This is a genomic window from Providencia sp. PROV208, from assembly GCF_028479465.1.
GTDB classification, from domain to species: domain Bacteria; phylum Pseudomonadota; class Gammaproteobacteria; order Enterobacterales; family Enterobacteriaceae; genus Providencia; species Providencia alcalifaciens.
Genome location: NZ_JAMPNS010000003.1, coordinates 183399 through 202685, shown reverse-complemented (window position 1 = coordinate 202685; position 19287 = coordinate 183399). Strand labels below are relative to the sequence as shown.

Genomic DNA, 19287 nt, shown 5'->3' with positions numbered 1-19287 from the left:
CTGGATGTTTTATGAGAATGAATACAATGACGAAGAAGATATTAATGAGGCTGAAAAGCGTATTACTGAGCGGTTTGTTCATTTTAATCGTGAATGCCCCCAGCTTTTCGAAAACGGTGACAGTCCTCAATGGGCGAGGATTAATTGGTGTTTATGGTGAATACACTAAAACTGTGTGGGGTTATAGCGGTATTGGTCAGAGTGGTATAAGGGAATATCCATATGTCTATCTTTATAATGCTGGAGGTTCTGCGAATGGACGTGATAATTTTTGGTGCTCGCCGTATAGTTTCTTTGGTGTTATTGATGGTGTGACCGGCCTTAAACTTGATGGCGGCGATGAAATGATTTTGGTCCCAGAGTTTACGTTTGTTGATGAAAGAACAGAATTCATCAGTGGTCGTTATTTAGATACCATTGCTGGATATTTTAGTGGATGGGGTTCTGGAACTAATGAGCAATTAGGAGTGGACAGCAATTGCTTATGGATGCCTTATCAAAGCACACCGACAGGAAATCTTATTCGTCATTCTGTTACCCTGACTGGGCGTATGTTAATTTATGGAACAGGTAATCAACGAAGTGGTTTTTATAGAATATCATCACCATATTTTGGGGTCATGATTGAGGATTATCTTAAATTTGGTACTGCCGCAACCCATATAATGGTTAGGGCGAATGAACCAATGGACATTATCGTATCGGGGTTAACTTGCACATTGAACACACCAACGTATGTGAATTTTGGTTCTCACAGTGCGAGTAGTCGAAGTAATGAATTACTGGCTACGGTGAAAAATAACATGTCGGTAAATTGTGACCAAGTGACGAATAAAATCGCTGGAACTATTTCGTTATCGGGTAATGTGAAGCCGCAATATTATTCGGGTAATAGTTTGGAAATCAATTTGCTCGATACACAGCAAAAACCAGGGGCATACGTCAAAATGTATGTCATGGTCAATGGCAATAAAACACCGATTACTTTAGATCAGCGCCCAATTGATTTAGCCAAAATTACCGCTCAACAGGCAAGTGTGGGTATTAATAATGAATTGGTCTATGAGCTTTATTCTCGGGGTAATAACGTTGCAGGTAAAGTGAGCGGTAGTGCGGAACTGTCTATAATCATGCGCTAAGAATGAGATGGTTTTGCGGGATTAATAAGGCGTTACTGAGTTAACGCCTTATTTTACAAAATTATTTATTCAGATAAGCATTTATCGCGTTAACGATCCCTATGGCATCTAAGCCCAGATCAGCCAATAACTCATCTTGTGTCCCTTGAGGAATAAAGAAATCCGGTAAGCCTAAATTCAGTACAGGGAGAACTTTCTTCTCTTTCATTAAGAATTCATTCACACCGCTTCCAGCTCCACCCATAATCGCATTTTCTTCCAATGTCACAAGCATGTCATGACTATTCGCCATTTCAAGGATTAAGGCTTCATCTAAAGGTTTCACAAAACGCATATCAACCACCGTTGCGTTGATTTGTTCTGCGGCTTCGAGTGCATTGCTGAGCAGTGTACCAAAGCTGAGAATAGCCACTTTTTCACCTTGGCGGCGGACAATTCCTTTTCCTATTTCGAGTGGTGCCAATGGCATTAATTCTGCACCAGTACCAGCACCTCGCGGATAGCGTACAGCGGTTGGACCTTCTTGATAATGATACCCAGTATGTAGCATTTGGCGACATTCGTTTTCATCACTGGGTGTCATGATGACCATTGTTGGGATACAACGTAAGAATGAAATATCGAATGACCCTTGATGGGTTTGACCATCAGCACCAACGATACCTGCACGGTCAATGGCAAACATCACAGGAAGTTTTTGGATAGCCACATCGTGAATCACTTGGTCATAACCACGTTGTAAGAAGGTCGAGTAAATAGCTACGATTGGGTTATAGCCCCCAATAGCAAGACCTGCCGCGAATGTAACGGCATGCTGTTCAGCAATCGCCACATCAAAGTATTGGTCTGGGTACTCTTTTGAGAAACGTACCATACCAGAGCCTTCGCGCATGGCAGGGGTGACTGCCATGAGCTTGTCATCATCTTTTGCTTCTTCACACAGCCAATCCCCAAAAATTTTTGAGAATGTCGGTCTGGTGTCTTTGCTTTTTGGTAACGTAAAAGTAGCTGGGTCGAATTTAGGTACTGCGTGCCAGCTAATTGGGTCTTTTTCGGCCGGCTCATAACCACGACCTTTTTTAGTCATGATGTGCAGGAATTGTGGTCCTTTTAGCTCACGCATATTTTTTAGCGTTTGGATCAGCGCAATAACGTCGTGACCATCGACAGGACCTATGTAGTTAAAGCCCAATTCTTCAAACATGGTACCAGGGACAACCATGCCTTTGATGTGTTCTTCGGTTTTTTTGAGTAACTCTTTGATTGGTGGAATATTAGAGAAAACTTTTTTTCCACCTTCACGCAGCGTTGTATACAGCTTGCCAGAAAGTAAGTGGGCTAAGTGGTTATTCAGAGCACCAACGTTTTCAGAGATGGACATTTCATTATCATTGAGGATCACCAGCATATCGGGCGCGGCATCGCCGGCATGGTTCATGGCTTCGAATGCCATTCCTGCGGTAATCGCACCATCACCAATGACACAAACGGTTTTGCGATTTTTATCTTCTTTTTCTGCGGCGATAGCCATACCTAAACCGGCACTAATGGAGGTTGAGGAATGACCAACACTTAAAATGTCATATTCGCTTTCTGCGCGCCATGGAAAGGGGTGTAACCCATTTTTTTGACGAATAGTGTCAATTCTATCACGGCGACCCGTTAAAATTTTGTGTGGGTAAGCTTGATGCCCAACATCCCAAACAAGGTTATCAAACGGGGTTTTGTAAACATAGTGCAGAGCAACGGTGAGTTCAATAGCCCCCAGTCCTGATGCAAAGTGACCGCTCGAGCGACTTACACTATTTAGTAAAAATTGTCTCAGTTCATCACAAAGCTTTGGCAAGCTCTCTTTTGGCAAAAGGCGCAGTTCATCAGGCGTCTCTGCAAGTGCCAGCGTTGGGTATTTAGCGGTATCTATACTCATTAGGTGCTCACTACTTAAATTAATTAGGGCGATGCCTGTTAACATTGAGCGGCTGGTGACAGTGATTTTTCTTCGTTAAACGCATTTTGTAAGTCGTCACAACAGCTCAAGGTTGTTTAGGTAATCAATGTTATAATTATCGGTCTTATGCATACCAAAAGGCAAAACATATTGTCAGCTTTTGCGCTCAATGACAAAATTGGCTAAAGCTCTTAACAAATCCGTATTGTAGCCTTGGGATTGTAATGATTCTAAAGCAGTGATCGCATCTTGATAGAGTTCTTTGGCTTTTTCTTGAGCCGCTTCCAGACCCAGTAGTGAGGGATAAGTACTTTTTTCATGTTGCTCATCAGCACCTTGGCGTTTGCCCGTCACTGCACTATCACCGATGACGTCTAAGATATCGTCTTGAACTTGGAAGGCTAATCCGATGGATTCAGCGTACTTATCTAAGTTAGTTAAGGCTTGATATCCTTTATGCCCCGCGGCGTAGGCGCCAAGACGAATAGCGGCACGGATTAAAGCCCCCGTTTTGTGCTGGTGGATACGCTCAAGAGAAACAAGATCAACGCGTTTACCTTCTGCATCAAGATCTAATGCTTGTCCTCCACACATACCCGCTAAGCCACTGGCATACGCCAGTTCGGCAATCATCGCAATGCGGTCTTTATCGGAGACATCGGGCATTGATGCGCTAGACAGTAACTGGAAGGCAAATGTCTGTAAGGCATCGCCTGCAAGTACCGCATTACCTTCACCAAATTTGATGTGGCAAGTGGGTTGCCCACGACGTAAGTCGTCGTCATCCATAGCCGGTAAATCATCATGGATCAGCGAGTAAGCGTGGATGCACTCAACGGCGGCTGCGGGTGCGTCTAAATTATCAAGACTCACGCCGAGCATTTCGCCAACGGCATAAGTTAAGAAAGGACGTAAGCGCTTACCCCCTAATAACGTGCCGTATTTCATGGCTTGTGCTAAGGGGAGATCAGCAAAAGGCAGTGAATCTAATGAGGTTAATAGATACTGATTAACGCGATCATGAGCTTGGCGTTGTTGACGCGCAAAGGTGTCTGGATGTTGTTCGGGCATAGTTTATTCTGTATCAGGTGAAAAATTGTCGAGGGCTTTATTTTCGTCATCGCTCAGCAAAATTTGCACACGCTGTTCTGCTTGCTGGAGGACTTTTTGGCCTTGTTTCGCAATTTGGACGCCACGTTCAAATTCATTTAATGCATCTTCCAAAGGAAGCTCCCCTGTTTCTAAGCGAGCGACAATTTGCTCTAGCTCTTGAAGGGAGTTTTCAAAACTAACAGTTGGAACTTGCTGAGATTTTTCTTTAGCCATAATCGTTAATCACTAATGTTAAATCACTTAAAAGAGGGGAAACTTTAATTATTGTGCAGACTAACTTAGTCTCGCAATGGTTACAATTTATTATTGGTGTTTTTAGATTCAGTACGCAAGATAGTGCTATAATACGCCTCTTTATTGACAACTGGTAAAGTGAACAACAGTCACTTTTTCGCAACGTCCGTTTGCCCCACTAACCAAGAACATGCAGCGACTATGAAGTTTATTATTAAGTTATTCCCAGAAATCACAATCAAAAGCCAAACCGTTAGACTCCGTTTTATCAAAATTTTAACGAGTAACATCCGCAATGTATTGAAGAGTCTTGGTGAAGAGATCTCGGTTGTCCGTAATTGGGATAACATTGAAGTGCGTGTTAAAGGGGAATCAAAACACGACGAAATCTGTGACATGCTAAGCCGCATTCCGGGTATTCACCATATTCTCGAAGTAGAAGAGAAACCTTTTACTAGCCTACACCATATTTTTGAAATGACACTGGAAGCCTACGGGGCATCGGTGGAGAACAAAACGTTCTGTGTGCGAGTAAAACGCCGTGGCAAACATGAGTTTTCATCCATTGACGCTGAGCGTTATATCGGTGGCGGCTTAAATCAGCACATCGCCTCAGCGAAAGTGAGATTGAAAGATCCTGACACCACCGTGCATCTGGAAATTGAAGATGACAAGTTGATCCTAGTAAAAGCGAGAATTGAAGGTATCGGCGGATTCCCGATTGGTACGCAAGAGGATGTCCTGTCGCTAATTTCAGGTGGGTTTGACTCCGGGGTTTCCAGCTACATGTTAATGCGTCGCGGTTGCCGCGTGCACTATTGTTTCTTTAACCTTGGCGGCGCAGCCCACGAAATTGGAGTGAAGCAAATCGCTCACTATTTATGGAACCGTTTTGGTAGCTCCCATAAAGTACGTTTTATAGCAGTAAACTTTGAACCTGTTGTGGCTGAGATTTTAGAAAAAATCGATGATGGTCAAATGGGGGTCGTATTGAAACGTATGATGGTACGTGCAGCCTCCAAAGTGGCAGAGCGTTATGGTGTTCAAGCTATCGTGACTGGTGAAGCGCTTGGTCAGGTTTCGAGTCAAACACTGACGAATTTACGTTTGATTGATAATGCATCAGACACCTTAGTATTACGCCCACTCATTTCTCATGATAAAGAGCACATTATCAAATTAGCCCGTCAGATCGGAACTGAAGATTTCGCAAAAACTATGCCAGAATACTGCGGTGTGATTTCGAAAAGTCCTACCGTGAAAGCAGTAAAAGCGCGTATCGAAGCGGAAGAAGCTAACTTTGATTTTGGTATTTTAGAGTCAGTCATTGAGCAGGCTCAAAACATTGATATCCGCCAAATCGCACAAGAAAGTCTTGAGAAAGTGCCTGAAGTTGAGATGGTCAACGAGTTATCCGCAGATAACGAAGTTATCTTAGATATCCGCTCAATCGATGAGTTTGAAGATAAACCATTGAAGCTGGAAGGGATTGAAATTAAACATATTCCATTCTACAAACTGAGCACACAATTTGGTGATTTACCAAAAGAGAAAACGTATCTTCTCTATTGTGACCGTGGTGTGATGAGCCGCTTACAAGCTTTGTATTTGAAAGAGCAAGGTTTTGAGAATATTAAGGTTTATCGCCCGTAAGTTGTCAGGTGATGTCGAATGAAAAAGCGAGCTGATTAGCTCGCTTTTTTGTTTCTAGTCTTCCAGATAATCATTAATGCCTGGAGGTAAAATGAGCTGTGCGGCAACGTTGGCAGCCGTTTCTCGCCCTTGCAGTAATTCAATCAGCTTCAGCGCAAAATCGAAGGCCGTCGCAGGTCCTTGGCTCGTGAGTAAATTCACTCTCTCATCGAAATAAACACGTCTATCGACCCATTTATGGGCTGGAATTTTGTCCCGCATACTTGGAAAGCCAGTCATGTTTCCGAGAGGAAATAGCTGGTGGTGCTCCAAAACTAATGCAGGGGCGGCACAGATGGCTGCTACAATTTTTCCATCCAAATGCATGCGCCTGACTTTTTCAACCACCAGAGGGCTATCACGGAAAGCTTCTGCTCCTGCCAGACCGCCAGGTAACACGATTGCATCAAAAGGCTCGTCTGCTACGTGGATGATAGGTAGGTCAGCAACCAGTTTAATACCTCGAGATGCGGTAATCTCTAATGCTCCGTCTTCCGTCACACTGGCTAATGTCACCTGTATTCCGGCACGGACCAGTAAATCGGCGGTAGTGACTGTTTCAATTTCTTCACTACCATTGGCGATGCATATCAGCACGGAGGTTGTCATAACGTTGTTCTCGATTTTTAATTAAATGGTATAAGCGGTCATTTTCGGGAGTGGCTAAGCCATGCGCTCGGGCTTTTTTGATTAAAAATCCCGTAATATAGTCAATCTCAGTTCGGCGATGATTTCGCACATCTTGGAGCATCGATGAATAATTTTCTGCACTGCTGTGAATGATGCCATAGATATATTCAGTTAGCTCTGTTTTGTCTGCGTGCAATCCTTCAGCGCTCATCACTTGGCAACATTCATCAATCAGTAGTGCAATCTGTTCTGGGTAGTGGACAAGCGCTCCATTAGCACAGTTATGCTCGATAGTGAGGGGGTTAATGACGCAATTGGCCATCAATTTTCGCCAGCTGGTATTGAGGATTTGATTGTGCCAAGCCACGTCAGGTAGTGCATCATGTAGGATATTGGCAATCGGGTAATAAGATTCCGCTAGGGAGTTAACTGCACCAATGTGAGTGACACCATGAGCGACATGAAAAACTTGGTTATTATCTTGCCATGCGGCATGGGTTGTGACGCCACATAAAAATGGATGACGTAATGTACCGAGCTCTTCCAATGTACCTAATCCATTGTGAAGCAAGAGGATTGGGCTACTTTCAGGTATGATTGCAAGTAAGGGTAATAGGGCATCTGAAACTTGCCATGCCTTCAAACAAACGATGACCAGCTCACTCGAATGAAGGTGTTGGTGGCTATTACAAGGAATTAATTCACGAAATACTTGACCATCGGGCTCATTGACATCGACAAATAGGTCAGATTGAGCCATGCGTAACCAGCCTTGAATATCATGTCCTTGTGAGGAGAGCGCGGCTAGCCAGAGTTTACCAATAGCACCACAGCCAATCAGGGTTATTTTCATCGGTTTTCCCTACTATCTGAGAGCAGTTGACTTTGATTATTGATTGCCATCATAGCGATTTTATTATGATATCCAAATAATTAGTTGTGTTATACAAGTGATGAGCGCTGTCAACGTGGAGTGTGATAATCAAATAGGCTATGATAATCCGATTGATTATAGGAGAGCGTTAAAATGCCATCATTTGATATTGTATCTGAAGTTGAAATGAGTGAAGTCCGCAATGCGGTAGAAAATGCTCAGCGTGAATTAACGAGTCGCTGGGATTTTAAAAATGTCACCGCAAATTTTGAACTGAATGATAAAAATGAATCTATCAAAGTCACCAGCGAATCTGATTTCCAAGTTTTGCAATTGGTTGATATCTTAAGAGAAAAAATGGCAAAACGAGGTATTGATGGTGCCGTATTGAATGTCCCGGAAGAGATTGTTCATAGCGGTAAAACGTACAGCGTAGAAGTGACATTAAAACAAGGTATCGAAGCGAGCATCGCAAAGAAAATTGTTAAATTGATTAAAGACAGTAAGTTGAAAGTTCAAGCACAAATTCAAGGTGAACAAGTGCGTGTGACCGGCAAAGCGCGAGACGATTTACAATCGGTTATGGCATTAGTTCGTGGTGGTAACTTAGGTCAACCATTCCAATTCAATAACTTCCGCGATTAATTTTAAGTTCGTTTCCGTTATTGAAATAGCCCGCTATGTTGCGGGCTATTTGCTATAAGTGAATGAGTACGGGTGAGTCGTTAAGCATGAACGATCGCTTCGAGCTCTGCGCGATTAACGATTTTTTTATCAATTTTAATATATATACTCATTTCTTCAGCGATAACAGACACATCCAGTACGCCATTAACCGCTTCTAACTGTTCTTGAAGTTTAGCGATATTTTTAAACCGGTGTGGTAGAACCATACGAATGCTGCTGACATAAGGCGGTTGTTTCATCGTCAAACTGACAATAAACCACGCGGCACAAAGTATTAATCCGCCGATAAAAACGGTACTAGCACCTTCAAATTTATATAACCATCCGCCAAGAATTCCTCCTAGCGCCACACCTAAAAATTGGCTAGTCGAGTAAACGCCCATTGCGGTGCCTTTATAACCAGCGGGTGCTTCCTTACTGATCAATGAAGGTAAAATTGCCTCCATGATGTTAAAAGCAATAAAGAACAGTTGGATGCCTAAGAAAATAATCCACAGTTGATGACCCGATTGCCATAAAACAATTTCTGCTGCGGCTAAGAGTAAAATACAAAATAGGAAAACTTGCTTCATTTTACGGTGTTTTTCTGCATAAATAATGAATGGCAGCACACAGATAAACGCGACTAGCATAGTGACTAAGTACGCTTTCCAATGGTCTTTAGCTAAGTAACCTGCATCGGACATAAGTAAGGGGAGGGCAACAAAGCTGGACATCAACAGTGTATGTAAACTTAAAATCCCAACATTTAGTTTGAGTAGTTGAGGATTGAATAAAACCGCTTTTAAGTTACTTTTAACGAAAGCAGACTCTCGGTTTACAACATGGTAAGTGTTATTAGGGACGATAAAAAGGGTCACGAATATAGCGCCAACTGCCAATAGCGTAATGCCCCAAAATAAACCACTTAAGCCAACAGCGTGAGTGATAATCGGTCCTAATACCAAGGCGATAGCGAAAGTGACTCCAAAACTAATACCTAAAAAAGCCATCGCTTTAGTACGATTTTGTTCGCGAGTTAAATCAGATAATAAAGCCATAACTGCAGCAGAAATGGCACCCGCACCTTGCAAAGCACGCCCAATAATAATGCCCCAGATAGAGCTGCTAAGTGCAGCAATAATACTGCCCACGATAAAAATGAGTAGCCCAAAAACAATGAGAGGTTTACGACCAATTCGGTCAGACATCAAACCAAATGGGATTTGAAAAACGGCTTGGCTAAGCCCATAAATACCAATCGCCAAACCAATCAAAAACTCGTTAGCACCCTGTAAATGCATCCCATAACTGGTGAGGATCGGGAGCACCATAAACATGCCAAGCATGCGAAGGGAGAATACGGATCCTAGTCCCCAAGTTGCTCGGAGTTCTAGGTGGGTCATTTTATTATCATTCATAAAAATACTCGTTATATTTTGAGCTGTAGCTGTGTTGGCTACGCTCACTAACCCTAGTCACGTAGTTATCTACGTTCCTAGGGATTAGCTTCACTTGCCGCCTTGCTACAACCCAAACTATTTAGAGTATTAAATCTTAATGAGCTTAAATTATTCTTTTTATTTCGGGTAGCAGCTGTTTTGGTGTTAATTTAAAGTTAAATCAGTGAGTTATGTTTTTTTATATAAAAGCATTGGCTTATTGATAGCAGGTGGCTATTTAACCATAAAACTCATCACAAAAATATTCGCAGGCAAAAAAAAACGGCGGGAAGTTTGCACTTCCCGCCGTTTGAACGCATTTATTGTCAATAATGCAATAAATTATCGGACTAATGCTATAACAGTATCGCTTGAAACGGTTGGGTCAACTGACATCATCACACTCAGCGATGTAATCGCCACGATAGAAAAGATGAACAGTTTGCGAGCCCAAACTCGGTCGTCATTTTCAGTTTTGAAACCTGAAATTGCCATACCGAGCCACCATAAGCTAACTGCAGCGCCGACAACCAGATATTTATAGCCCGCGTATCCGCTAATCGCTAACATTAATGTTGCGACCATAAATGCAAGGATATACAAGAAGATATGCGTCTTAGCGACAGATATTCCCTTGATCACCGGTAAAACAGGGATGTTTGCGGCTTTATAATCCTTAAAGCGGAAAATTGCGATGGCATACGAGTGCGGCATCTGCCACAAGCTGAATATCAACAGCAGGATTAAAGCTCCAGCATCAAATTCATTTGTGACAGCGCAGTAGCCGATAACCGGTGGTGCTGCGCCTGATAGGCTGCCAATCAACGTGCCATATACGGACTTACGCTTCATGTACAGGCTATACACGCCCACGTACACAATGAAACCAATGAGTGCAAGTAGCATTGCCAGTGCATTGGCTGCTACGAGTAGCAGCACCATACCAGCAATACCTAATGCAGTTGCGTAAATCAGGCTAACTTTCGGGTCAATCAGCCCTTTAACTAAAGGGCGATTCTTAGTTCTTTCCATGATACGGTCAATATCACGGTCGATGTAGTTGTTAAATACACAACCAGAAGCCACGACCAATGATACACCCAGCAAAGTCGCAATAAACAGCGGGTAATCAATTGACCCTTTAGAGGCCAGCAGAAAACCGCCGATCACAGAAATCAGATTTCCGAATATAATTCCTGGTTTGGTCACTTGCAGGTATTGCTTAAACATATCGGCAACTCTTTAGTCGAGCATCATATTGATGTTCAGGTTGTACATAATCCACAGAGAGCCAATAACAACGATACCGATGATTAGCATAGTGAACAGGAATGCAATCAGGTTCCAGCGCTCATCTGATGATGTATTCATGTGTAAGAAACAGACAAGGTGTACAAGGATCTGCACGACTGCCATTCCAACAACAGTTGCCAGAATAACGCCTTGTGACGCTGTTCCATTCATCACCATCCAGAAAGGAATTACAGTCAAAATTACTGACAGAATAAAGCCAATCAGGTATGTCTTAACGCTACCGTGGCTTGCTCCAGTATGAGCATCTTTTGCATGACTCATTTAAATAGCCCCCAGAAGATAAACAACGGTAAATACACAGATCCAAACAACATCTAAGAAGTGCCAGAACAGGCTCAGGCAGTTCAGACGGGTTTTGTTAACCGCAGTCAGACCACGACGACAGTTTTGGATAATCATCAGAATGATCCAAACCAGACCACAAGTTACGTGGATACCGTGAGTTGCAACTAATGCGAAGAAAGCAGATAAGAAACCACTGCGATCTGGACCGTAGCCTTCAGCGATCAGCTCGTGGAACTCATAAACTTCCATCACAACGAAGCCAAGACCAAATAAGAAAGTAATGAATAGCCATAAGTTAACGGCAGCCACTTTCTCTTTGTGCATTGCAATCATTGCAAAACCGTAGGTGATACTACTGAATAACAGTAAGAATGTTTCACCTAATACGAACTGCAAACTAAAGATGTCTCTACCAGCAGGACCGCCAGCAGTGCCATCAGATAAAACCACATAAGTTGCAAACAAGCTAGCAAACAGGATCAGGTCACTCATTAAGTAGATCCAGAACCCAAATACTTTCGTTGCACCTGCATCGTGGTGCCCATGCTCTGCATGGGCTACATTATGATTAGTCATTGTATTAGTTGACATCGTTCACACCTGCCTTACGTAATTCTTCAAAGTGCTTATTCTCGATTTGTTCGATTTCAGCAACAGGTACGTAGTAATCAACATCTTCGTCGAAGCTTTTTGCAATCCAAGTAACAATCATGCCACCGAAACCAACGATTGCCAGCCACCAGATGTGCCAGATCATTGCGAAACCAAAAATTAAGCTAAATGCAGCGATGATAACGCCAGCGCCTGTGTTCTTCGGCATATGAATTTCTTCATATGAAGTTGGTTTCTTATGAGCGATACCTTTCTCTTTCATATCCCACCAAGCATCGCGAGTTTGAATCTGTGGTTCAATAGCGAAGTTGTAGAATGGTGGTGGAGAAGAGGTTGCCCACTCAAGAGTACGTCCACCCCATGGGTCACCGGTTAAGTCACGATTTTCATGACGGTCACGGATACTCACGATAATTTGAATAACTTGGCAAGCAATACCCAGAGCAATCAGACCTGCACCACACGCAGCTGCAACCAGCATACCGTGATAGGTTGGGTCAATATTCTGGCTCAGACGACGGGTCATACCCATAAAGCCAAGGATATATAACGGCATGAATGCTAAGAAGAAACCGGTAATCCAGAACCAGAAGGCACGAACACCCCATTTCTCATTCAATGTGAAGCCGTAAGCTTTAGGGAACCAGTAAGTCATACCCGCGAAGCATCCGAATACCACACCACCAATAATAACGTTATGGAAGTGAGCAATCAGGAACAGGCTGTTGTGCAGAACGAAGTTTGCACCCGGAACTGCTAACAGAACACCAGTCATACCACCTACAGAGAAGGTGATGATAAAACCGATAGTCCATAACATTGGTGATTTGAACTCGATACGACCTTGGTACATGGTGAACAGCCAGTTGAAAATCTTAACCCCTGTAGGGATTGCGATAATCATCGTAGCGATACCAAAGAAGGCGTTAACGTTCGCACCTGAACCCATCGTAAAGAAGTGGTGTAACCATACGATGAAGGACATAACGGTGATAACGATGGTTGCCCACACTAGTGAGGTATAACCAAACAGACGCTTTTTCGAGAAGGTTGCTGCAATTTCTGAGAACACACCGAACACTGGTAGAACAAGGATATACACCTCAGGGTGACCCCATGCCCAAATCAGGTTGATGTACATCATCATGTTGCCGCCCATATCGTTAGTGAAGAAATGGGTGCCCAGATAACGGTCTAATGTCAGTAACGTGATGGTCACTGTCAGAATTGGGAATGCTGCAATAATCAGGATGTTGGTACAGAATGCTGCCCAGCTAAATACTGGCATTTTCATCATCGACATACCCGGTGCACGCATGCGGATAATGGTCGCGAAGAAGTTAACACCTGTTAATAGCGTACCGATACCGGATATCTGGAGACTCCATATCCAATAATCGACCCCGACCCCCGGATTGTACTCCAAGCCGGACAGAGGAGGGTATGCTAACCAACCAGTTTGTGCGAATTCACCTACCCCTAATGAGATGTTGATTAATACAACACCCACTACGAAGAACCAGAAGCTCAGGGAGTTAAGGAATGGGAATGCAACGTCACGGGCACCAATTTGCAGAGGAACAACTAAGTTCATCAGACCAACAACAAATGGAGTTGCCATGAAGAAAATCATGATAACGCCGTGCGCTGTAAAGATCTGATCATAGTGGTGAGGGTTTAAGAAACCTTCTTGACCCGCTGAAGCCAGCACTTGCTGACCACGCATCATAATCGCATCCGCGAAACCGCGGAATAACATCACCATCGCAACGATGATGTACATAATACCAATTTTTTTATGGTCAACAGACGTTAACCATTCTTTCCACAGCCATTTCCATTTTCCGAAATAGGTGATTGCACCGACTAAGCCAAGTCCACCGAGGACAATGGCAATCAGTGTAATAACGATAATCGGTTCATGAAGTGGAACTGCGTCCAGTGTTAGTTTTCCAAACATGCCCTTATTCCTCAGCGCCTGCATGAGCATTATGGCTCATATGCATTGAATGACCTGTAGATTCTTGTGCTTGAGCAGTGTTGCCCATGTGCATAGAATGATTTGCTTCATTATTAGCATCTACAGGAGCGTGACCTTTATGGTGCTCATGACCAAACTTCATAATAATGTCTTCATAAAGTTTAGGTTTCACGCTAGAGAAGTAGGTAACAGGAACGTTCATGCTAGGTTTAGCAACTTCGTCGAATGCCTGCATCGTATCCATAGTTTTTGGTGATGCTTTTACTTTCTGTACCCACTCATCGAAGCCTTGGCGATCTGCTGTTGCAATAGCATTGAACTTCATATCTGAGAAGCCGTGACCGCTATAACTTGCTGAGAAGCCTTTATAGGTACCTGGTTCGTTAGCGATTAAGTGAAGTTTTGTCTGCATACCCGCCATCGCGTAGATCTGTCCACCTAAAGATGGGATGAAGAATGAGTTCATCACAGAATCAGACGTGATTTTGAAGTTTACAGGAACACCAGCAGGGAACGCGATTTCATTGACTGTAGCAATGCCTTGATCTGGATAGATAAAGATCCATTTCCAATCAGCTGAAATAACTTGAATGGTAACAGGTTCCTGATCACTAACTAATGGCTGATACGGGTCCAGCTCATGAGTCGTTTTCCAAGTGATAGCACCTAGAATAATGATAATAATGATAGGAACTGTCCAACAGACTAACTCAATTTTGTTAGAGTGAGCCCAGTTAGGACGGTAGGTAGCTGACTTATTGGACTCACGATATTTCACTGCGAAGATAATCGCCATAAAAATAACAGGAATCACAACAAGGAGCATTAAACCGATTGCAATAAGAATCAGCTCTTTTTGTTTTACGCCAACGGCGCCTTTAGGATCCATCAACACCATATCGCAACCGCCTAATAATAAGGCTGCTACAACCAGTGAGATTGCTCCAATGCTTTTTTTGTAGTTCATAAGTCTCATCCACGACCCCAAATGACAAGAATCTAATTGTCGTTTCATCAGTGCGGGCATTTTACGGTAAGGTTATGCGAGTGTAAATGATTGTAAGGCAAAGAAACGGAAATGTTAGCTCTTTATGTTAATATGATCACATGTAAAGCTTTTGCGTCTAAAAAGTTAAAAATGCTGCTAATTATAGGTATGTTTTGATAAAACAGTATGAATACTAAATTATCTTGGTAATTTTTCAAAGAAAAATATATACAAAATTGACAAAAAAATATGAAAACTGATTGGATTGTTAAGAGAATTGGTAGGGGAAATTACTGAATTTATTGCCGATAAAGCTAAACTGATTACTTTACCGGCAAAACAATACAGAAAAACTGTTACATTTTTGAAACTAAAGGAAATATATTAAAAATATATACAAGTTTTTCGTTGTCACTAGAAGTTATACTTTAATGTATAAATGATTGCATCTTGATAGAAATCATCGCCTAATTTATTGTCAGCATAACGATATTGGACACCGGCTGCTAAATTTGGAGTGGCGTTCCACCAAAAAGCAAGTGCTCCATTTACGCCATCACGACCGCCATTACCATAGCGTTCATGACGAGCAAATTCCATTTCGTGCCAGTTGGTGATCATGAAATTTTCTTGGAACATTTTAAAGTTATAACCCGCAACCCAACCTACGACATAACCGTTATTACCAGAATAATAAGTTTGGTCTACATAATGTAAAGCGACGAAAGGCTTGAACCATAGATCGCCAATCGAAGTGTTATAGCCTAATCCATACAGTGTATTTACTTCATGGAAATTGCCCCCATGCTTATCACCTGGTAAAGACCAAGTACCATAAACATGACCATATAAGTTAAATCCAGTATCTGCGATATAAACGCGAGCCGTTGTTTTTACAGTGTAACGTTGGTTTTTGCCTGGATCTTCATGTTGTTTATTGAATGGGTTTTCAAGATCAAAGAATCCATACAGTTCACCCCAATTAAAGTTAGCGCCGCCTTCGAGCTCGAAGTAAGCAAAATCTTCCTTATGAGTTGTATTCTTAGATTTGTTTACTGTATGACGGGACCAGTCAAGATAGTTCACGTTGATGTCTGCGAAACCATTCTGATACCCAAGAAAATTTTCAGCATTCGCGGTTCCTGCTAATGATGTTAAAGCAGCAGCGCAGAGTAGTGTTTTTTTCATAAGACATTATTTTCGTTTATGTATTAATAAAAATTAGTTGCTACGCAAACTTTCAGCTTGTCAACTAACCATCCTCAAACGTGTGAGATATTAGACTTTACATTTGTAATTAAAAAATATCTTTCAAAGAATGGGTGATAATGATCACGTTTTTATCAATCTTTAAGCGATATTTGCTAGAGAGATCTAATTTGGGAAAATAGGAGAGATTCCCCAAATTAATTAGTTCAAATTGGGGAATATTGAATTAGATAGAATGAAAATTCTTCAAAAACATTATGATAGTTTATGTTTTGTTGCTTTTCGGACAGCCAAGTAGTCGAGTGTACCACCCACAATAAGGCTCATAGATCCAATAGCTATCCCAATGTTAAATATGAGGTTTTGATAGTAAGGAAGAGCTAGCCATAGTGATAGATGGGAAGTAAACAAGTAAACTTTCACGCTGGCAAATGATGTGATTAGCAAACTGATTAACCAGACAGCCAATATAGATGCGGCAATAATTAGGGCATAAACTGCTATTTTGTAGGCTTTAGGGAATAATTCTCTGCGCTGGAATTCCCCTGTTGTTTGGGTGTAAACCAGCGAAGTACGGCAAGCGAGTAGTAATAAAACGCCAGGAACAGCCACACCAATGGAAATTAAATAGAATAGTGGCCAGCCATAGGTACTGACAAAAATACTAGCAACAGGACCAATATAAACACGGCCTACTGCGGATAAGGCTGAAAGCAGCGCAAATTGTGTTGCTGATAACGATTTATTACATAGGGTCATTAATAGGGCAACAAAGGCCGCAGTTCCCATACCTGAAAAAATATTTTCGAGGAAAATAATGGATCCCATACTAATAATATTGGGTGGTGTAACAGCAAGGAACCAGTAACCAATATTAGAGCCACCTTGAAGTACACCAAAGACAAGTAGAGCTTTAAATAAGCTCATGTTTTTCATTAAATAACCGCCAAATAGTGCCCCGATAATGGTAGCCGCCATTCCAACGGTTTTATTGACCGTTCCCACCTCACTTAAGCTAAAGCCAAGGGCATTCAACAAAAAGTTGGTATTCAATGCCATGACAAACGCATCACCCATCTTATAAAAGATTAAAAGCAATAAAATGAGCCAAGCGTTATTTCGACTGAAAAACTCGGCAAGTGGCTCATAAATAGCATCTTTTAGGGATGTCGGTGGCGCGGTATTTTCTTGAGGCTCTTTCGCAAAAAGTGTCGCGAAAATACCGATAAACATCAGTCCAGCCATGCACAAATAAAGTTGTTGCCACGTGAGAAATTTGTCAGCAAGCCACAGTGCCAATCCGCCAGAAACCAACATACTTATGCGATAACCCATGACGGATGTTGCTGCGCCAATACCACGCTCTTCTGCACTTAGTAAGTCAGTTTTATATGCATCGAAAACAATGTCTTGGGAGGCGGAACAGAAAGCGACTGTGACCGCTAGCGCTGCTAGCCACCAAAGATGTTCTGAAGGATTCATAAAGCTCATTCCAGCAATGCTGCTAACAAGCAGAATCTGTGTTGTTAATAACCACCCACGACGGCGCCCCAAAAATGGTGGGGTATAGCGATCCATCATGGGAGACCATAGAAATTTTAAAACATAAGCTTGACCAACAAGGGAAAAGAAACCGATGGTTTTAATATCAATTTTTTCAACGGTTAACCAAGCTTGCAATGTTCCAGCGGTCAATGCCAGAGGCAATCCTGAAACGAATCCCAGTAAAATTAAGGTGACATTATTGGGTAGTGTAAAATTGGGCTGTGTAAAACGTGGCATTATTCCCTCATCGCCTGATGCTGGTGTATTACATTGCGCGAAGAGTTGCGCAGCAGAAAGATAGAAACAGCCCAAGCTATCTGTATTAAAAGTATAGCTTGGGATTGTTGGGGGCGGCGGATGCTTTGCCTAGCCTCGAAAAACCTGAATGATACTAGTATGAAATCATTCGGAATGCGCGATTAATATCGTGAATTTTGTCTGATAAAATCGGCGAGTTCTTGGTCTTTAGCCATATCGGAAATTAAATCACTTAACGCTAAGTTAATCGCTGCTTCAATTTTTTCGTTAGTTGCGCCTAACGTTCCTTGAGTATTGTAATTACGGCTATAAGTTCGGGTTTTTGTCGAACCATTCGGCGCAGTTGCATTGACGGCTACGCTGGAGTTAACTGTAATATTATGTCGTAAGCTTCCTTCGCTTACTTGAGTGTTCAGCTTGTTTAACTGGACAACTAAGTTGATATTCGCTGGGGAAGTCACCATAAACCCACGTGCTGCCATCTGTTTTTCAACCGCTTCTTGCATTAAATAACGAGGGTCGCGAGAAGGGTTCAGAACCACTAAACTTCCGTTGCGATTAATTTCAGCTAATGAACGGTTTGGACGGTTATCAACGCTACTTACACTAATTGAAGTGGCATTTAATGTCGGATTTTTTGCGGGTAAGGCAATTTTAGGTTCGAGGGATAGCGTATTCGACGGTGCTGTACAGCCCGCTAATAAAAATAACGCAAAAAGTGGAAAACACAGTCTTCTTAACATAATTCTTCCCAGTTCATCTTTCCTAATTGAAAATGTTCCGTTATGGTTCGGGGTGCAACAACTCAACACTATTAGACAACAGTTTGAGAAAAAATTCGCATAAATGTGCAGTTGAAGAATATTTTGCGTTCCCAGACCATGGTCCTAACAATGTCGATGCTATTATCCGCTATTTCCATAATAAGAAGATAGCCATTAACGGTATACTAGGGCGATTTTTTTCTGTGTGCTTTACTGCATTCAATTAATTTAGGAGTCTCTATGGGCGCCAATGTGTCACAAACGATGCAGTCTCGAGTGAGTGAAAAGCTAAAGACTGCATTTGAACCGGAACACATGGAGGTGATCAATGAAAGTCATCAACATAATGTTTTGCCGGGTTCAGAGAGCCATTTTAAAGTGGTTTTGGTCAGCGATAAATTTGAAAACAAACGTATGATTGGTCGTCATCGTGAAATTTATGCTATTTTGGCAGACGAGCTTGCAGGTGGCATCCATGCATTAGCATTACATACCTATACACCGAAAGAGTGGAATGAATTAGCAAATACTGCGCTAAAATCGCCAGCTTGTCGTGGTGTAGGTGGTGTGAATCGCTAATTCAATGCGTCAAT

18 protein-coding genes are annotated in these 19287 nt (G+C 42.2%); 4 read left to right on the top strand and 14 right to left on the bottom strand.

All coding sequences use genetic code 11. From position 1 onward, the window contains the following. Positions 1–44 precede the first annotated feature (44 nt). The gene (locus PR766_RS02750; RefSeq protein WP_224050825.1) at positions 45–1139 is read left to right on the top strand and encodes a hypothetical protein; all 1095 of its coding nucleotides are present in this window, start codon (positions 45–47) and stop codon (positions 1137–1139) included. A gap of 61 nt (positions 1140–1200) precedes the next feature. Here PR766_RS02750 and dxs read toward each other — a convergent pair whose 3' ends face one another. From dxs to xseB, 3 genes are all read right to left on the bottom strand, one after another. Next, positions 1201–3066, bottom strand: coding sequence for a 1-deoxy-D-xylulose-5-phosphate synthase (gene dxs, locus PR766_RS02745; RefSeq protein WP_006662780.1), 1866 nt, complete (start codon positions 3064–3066; stop codon positions 1201–1203). 174 nt (positions 3067–3240) lie between these two features. Then, the gene (ispA, locus tag PR766_RS02740) at positions 3241–4158 is read right to left on the bottom strand and encodes a (2E,6E)-farnesyl diphosphate synthase (RefSeq protein WP_006657201.1); all 918 of its coding nucleotides are present in this window, start codon (positions 4156–4158) and stop codon (positions 3241–3243) included. Between the two features lie 3 nt (positions 4159–4161). Beyond that, complete coding sequence (xseB, locus tag PR766_RS02735) at positions 4162–4413, bottom strand: exodeoxyribonuclease VII small subunit (RefSeq protein WP_006657202.1); 252 nt, start codon at positions 4411–4413, stop codon at positions 4162–4164. A 222-nt stretch (positions 4414–4635) separates the two neighbouring features. On the opposite strand from xseB, the gene thiI reads away from it, so the two are divergent. Further along, positions 4636–6087 (top strand): tRNA uracil 4-sulfurtransferase ThiI, encoded by a 1452-nt coding sequence (thiI, locus tag PR766_RS02730; RefSeq protein ID WP_006662778.1) that lies wholly within the window; start codon positions 4636–4638, stop codon positions 6085–6087. A 54-nt stretch (positions 6088–6141) separates the two neighbouring features. Here the strand turns inward: thiI and yajL are convergent, their stop codons facing one another. After that, positions 6142–6735 (bottom strand): protein deglycase YajL, encoded by a 594-nt coding sequence (gene yajL / locus PR766_RS02725; RefSeq protein WP_006662777.1) that lies wholly within the window; start codon positions 6733–6735, stop codon positions 6142–6144. After that, positions 6698–7609: a 2-dehydropantoate 2-reductase gene (gene panE, locus PR766_RS02720; RefSeq protein ID WP_036961866.1), complete on the bottom strand. Its 912-nt coding sequence runs from the start codon at positions 7607–7609 to the stop codon at positions 6698–6700. Before panE ends, yajL begins: the two co-directional genes overlap by 38 nt. Before the next feature lie 174 nt (positions 7610–7783). On the opposite strand from panE, the gene PR766_RS02715 reads away from it, so the two are divergent. Further along, positions 7784–8275: a YajQ family cyclic di-GMP-binding protein gene (locus tag PR766_RS02715; RefSeq protein WP_006657206.1), complete on the top strand. Its 492-nt coding sequence runs from the start codon at positions 7784–7786 to the stop codon at positions 8273–8275. A gap of 80 nt (positions 8276–8355) precedes the next feature. Here PR766_RS02715 and PR766_RS02710 read toward each other — a convergent pair whose 3' ends face one another. The 9 genes from PR766_RS02710 to PR766_RS02670 all read right to left on the bottom strand — a co-directional run bounded on the left by PR766_RS02710 (position 8356) and on the right by PR766_RS02670 (position 18673). Next, the gene (locus PR766_RS02710; RefSeq protein WP_036967314.1) at positions 8356–9717 is read right to left on the bottom strand and encodes an MFS transporter; all 1362 of its coding nucleotides are present in this window, start codon (positions 9715–9717) and stop codon (positions 8356–8358) included. 363 nt (positions 9718–10080) lie between these two features. After that, positions 10081–10968: a heme o synthase gene (gene cyoE, locus PR766_RS02705; RefSeq protein WP_006657208.1), complete on the bottom strand. Its 888-nt coding sequence runs from the start codon at positions 10966–10968 to the stop codon at positions 10081–10083. A gap of 12 nt (positions 10969–10980) precedes the next feature. Continuing rightward, positions 10981–11313, bottom strand: a complete 333-nt coding sequence (locus PR766_RS02700; RefSeq protein ID WP_006657209.1) for a cytochrome o ubiquinol oxidase subunit IV — start codon at positions 11311–11313, stop codon at positions 10981–10983. Then, positions 11314–11928, bottom strand: a complete 615-nt coding sequence (locus PR766_RS02695) for a cytochrome o ubiquinol oxidase subunit III (RefSeq protein WP_006657210.1) — start codon at positions 11926–11928, stop codon at positions 11314–11316. It lies immediately after the preceding gene. Further along, positions 11918–13909: a cytochrome o ubiquinol oxidase subunit I gene (cyoB, locus tag PR766_RS02690; RefSeq protein WP_006662774.1), complete on the bottom strand. Its 1992-nt coding sequence runs from the start codon at positions 13907–13909 to the stop codon at positions 11918–11920. Before cyoB ends, PR766_RS02695 begins: the two co-directional genes overlap by 11 nt. Positions 13910–13913: 4 nt before the next feature. Next, positions 13914–14906 (bottom strand): cytochrome o ubiquinol oxidase subunit II, encoded by a 993-nt coding sequence (cyoA, locus tag PR766_RS02685; protein WP_036961872.1) that lies wholly within the window; start codon positions 14904–14906, stop codon positions 13914–13916. Positions 14907–15332: 426 nt separating this feature from the next. Beyond that, the gene (locus PR766_RS02680) at positions 15333–16106 is read right to left on the bottom strand and encodes a nucleoside-specific channel-forming Tsx family protein (RefSeq protein ID WP_006657213.1); all 774 of its coding nucleotides are present in this window, start codon (positions 16104–16106) and stop codon (positions 15333–15335) included. Positions 16107–16382: 276 nt separating this feature from the next. Beyond that, entirely contained in the window at positions 16383–17909 is a 1527-nt protein-coding gene (gene ampG / locus PR766_RS02675) for a muropeptide MFS transporter AmpG (RefSeq protein WP_154636331.1), read from the bottom strand. 182 nt (positions 17910–18091) lie between these two features. Continuing rightward, positions 18092–18673 (bottom strand): YajG family lipoprotein, encoded by a 582-nt coding sequence (locus tag PR766_RS02670; protein ID WP_036961876.1) that lies wholly within the window; start codon positions 18671–18673, stop codon positions 18092–18094. A 261-nt stretch (positions 18674–18934) separates the two neighbouring features. Here PR766_RS02670 and bolA point away from each other — a divergent pair, with 261 nt between their 5' ends. After that, on the top strand, positions 18935–19273 hold the full coding sequence (gene bolA / locus PR766_RS02665; protein ID WP_006657217.1) for a transcriptional regulator BolA: 339 nt from the start codon (positions 18935–18937) through the stop codon (positions 19271–19273). Positions 19274–19287 lie beyond the last annotated feature (14 nt).

Excerpts from the sequence above, each read along its gene's own strand:
- ampG (WP_154636331.1), bottom strand. The coding sequence starts at position 17,909 with ATGCCACGTTTTACACAGCCCAATTTTACACTACCCAATAATGTCACC.
- panE (WP_036961866.1), bottom strand. The coding sequence starts at position 7,609 with ATGAAAATAACCCTGATTGGCTGTGGTGCTATTGGTAAACTCTGGCTA.
- ispA (WP_006657201.1), bottom strand. The coding sequence starts at position 4,158 with ATGCCCGAACAACATCCAGACACCTTTGCGCGTCAACAACGCCAAGCT.
- cyoA (WP_036961872.1), bottom strand. The coding sequence starts at position 14,906 with ATGAGACTTATGAACTACAAAAAAAGCATTGGAGCAATCTCACTGGTT.
- thiI (WP_006662778.1), top strand. The coding sequence starts at position 4,636 with ATGAAGTTTATTATTAAGTTATTCCCAGAAATCACAATCAAAAGCCAA.
- yajL (WP_006662777.1), bottom strand. The coding sequence starts at position 6,735 with ATGACAACCTCCGTGCTGATATGCATCGCCAATGGTAGTGAAGAAATT.
- xseB (WP_006657202.1), bottom strand. The coding sequence starts at position 4,413 with ATGGCTAAAGAAAAATCTCAGCAAGTTCCAACTGTTAGTTTTGAAAAC.
- cyoB (WP_006662774.1), bottom strand. The coding sequence starts at position 13,909 with ATGTTTGGAAAACTAACACTGGACGCAGTTCCACTTCATGAACCGATT.
- bolA (WP_006657217.1), top strand. The coding sequence starts at position 18,935 with ATGGGCGCCAATGTGTCACAAACGATGCAGTCTCGAGTGAGTGAAAAG.
- cyoE (WP_006657208.1), bottom strand. The coding sequence starts at position 10,968 with ATGTTTAAGCAATACCTGCAAGTGACCAAACCAGGAATTATATTCGGA.
- PR766_RS02710 (WP_036967314.1), bottom strand. The coding sequence starts at position 9,717 with ATGAATGATAATAAAATGACCCACCTAGAACTCCGAGCAACTTGGGGA.
- PR766_RS02700 (WP_006657209.1), bottom strand. The coding sequence starts at position 11,313 with ATGAGTCATGCAAAAGATGCTCATACTGGAGCAAGCCACGGTAGCGTT.
- dxs (WP_006662780.1), bottom strand. The coding sequence starts at position 3,066 with ATGAGTATAGATACCGCTAAATACCCAACGCTGGCACTTGCAGAGACG.
- PR766_RS02670 (WP_036961876.1), bottom strand. The coding sequence starts at position 18,673 with ATGTTAAGAAGACTGTGTTTTCCACTTTTTGCGTTATTTTTATTAGCG.
- PR766_RS02715 (WP_006657206.1), top strand. The coding sequence starts at position 7,784 with ATGCCATCATTTGATATTGTATCTGAAGTTGAAATGAGTGAAGTCCGC.
- PR766_RS02750 (WP_224050825.1), top strand. The coding sequence starts at position 45 with ATGAGGCTGAAAAGCGTATTACTGAGCGGTTTGTTCATTTTAATCGTG.
- PR766_RS02695 (WP_006657210.1), bottom strand. The coding sequence starts at position 11,928 with ATGTCAACTAATACAATGACTAATCATAATGTAGCCCATGCAGAGCAT.
- PR766_RS02680 (WP_006657213.1), bottom strand. The coding sequence starts at position 16,106 with ATGAAAAAAACACTACTCTGCGCTGCTGCTTTAACATCATTAGCAGGA.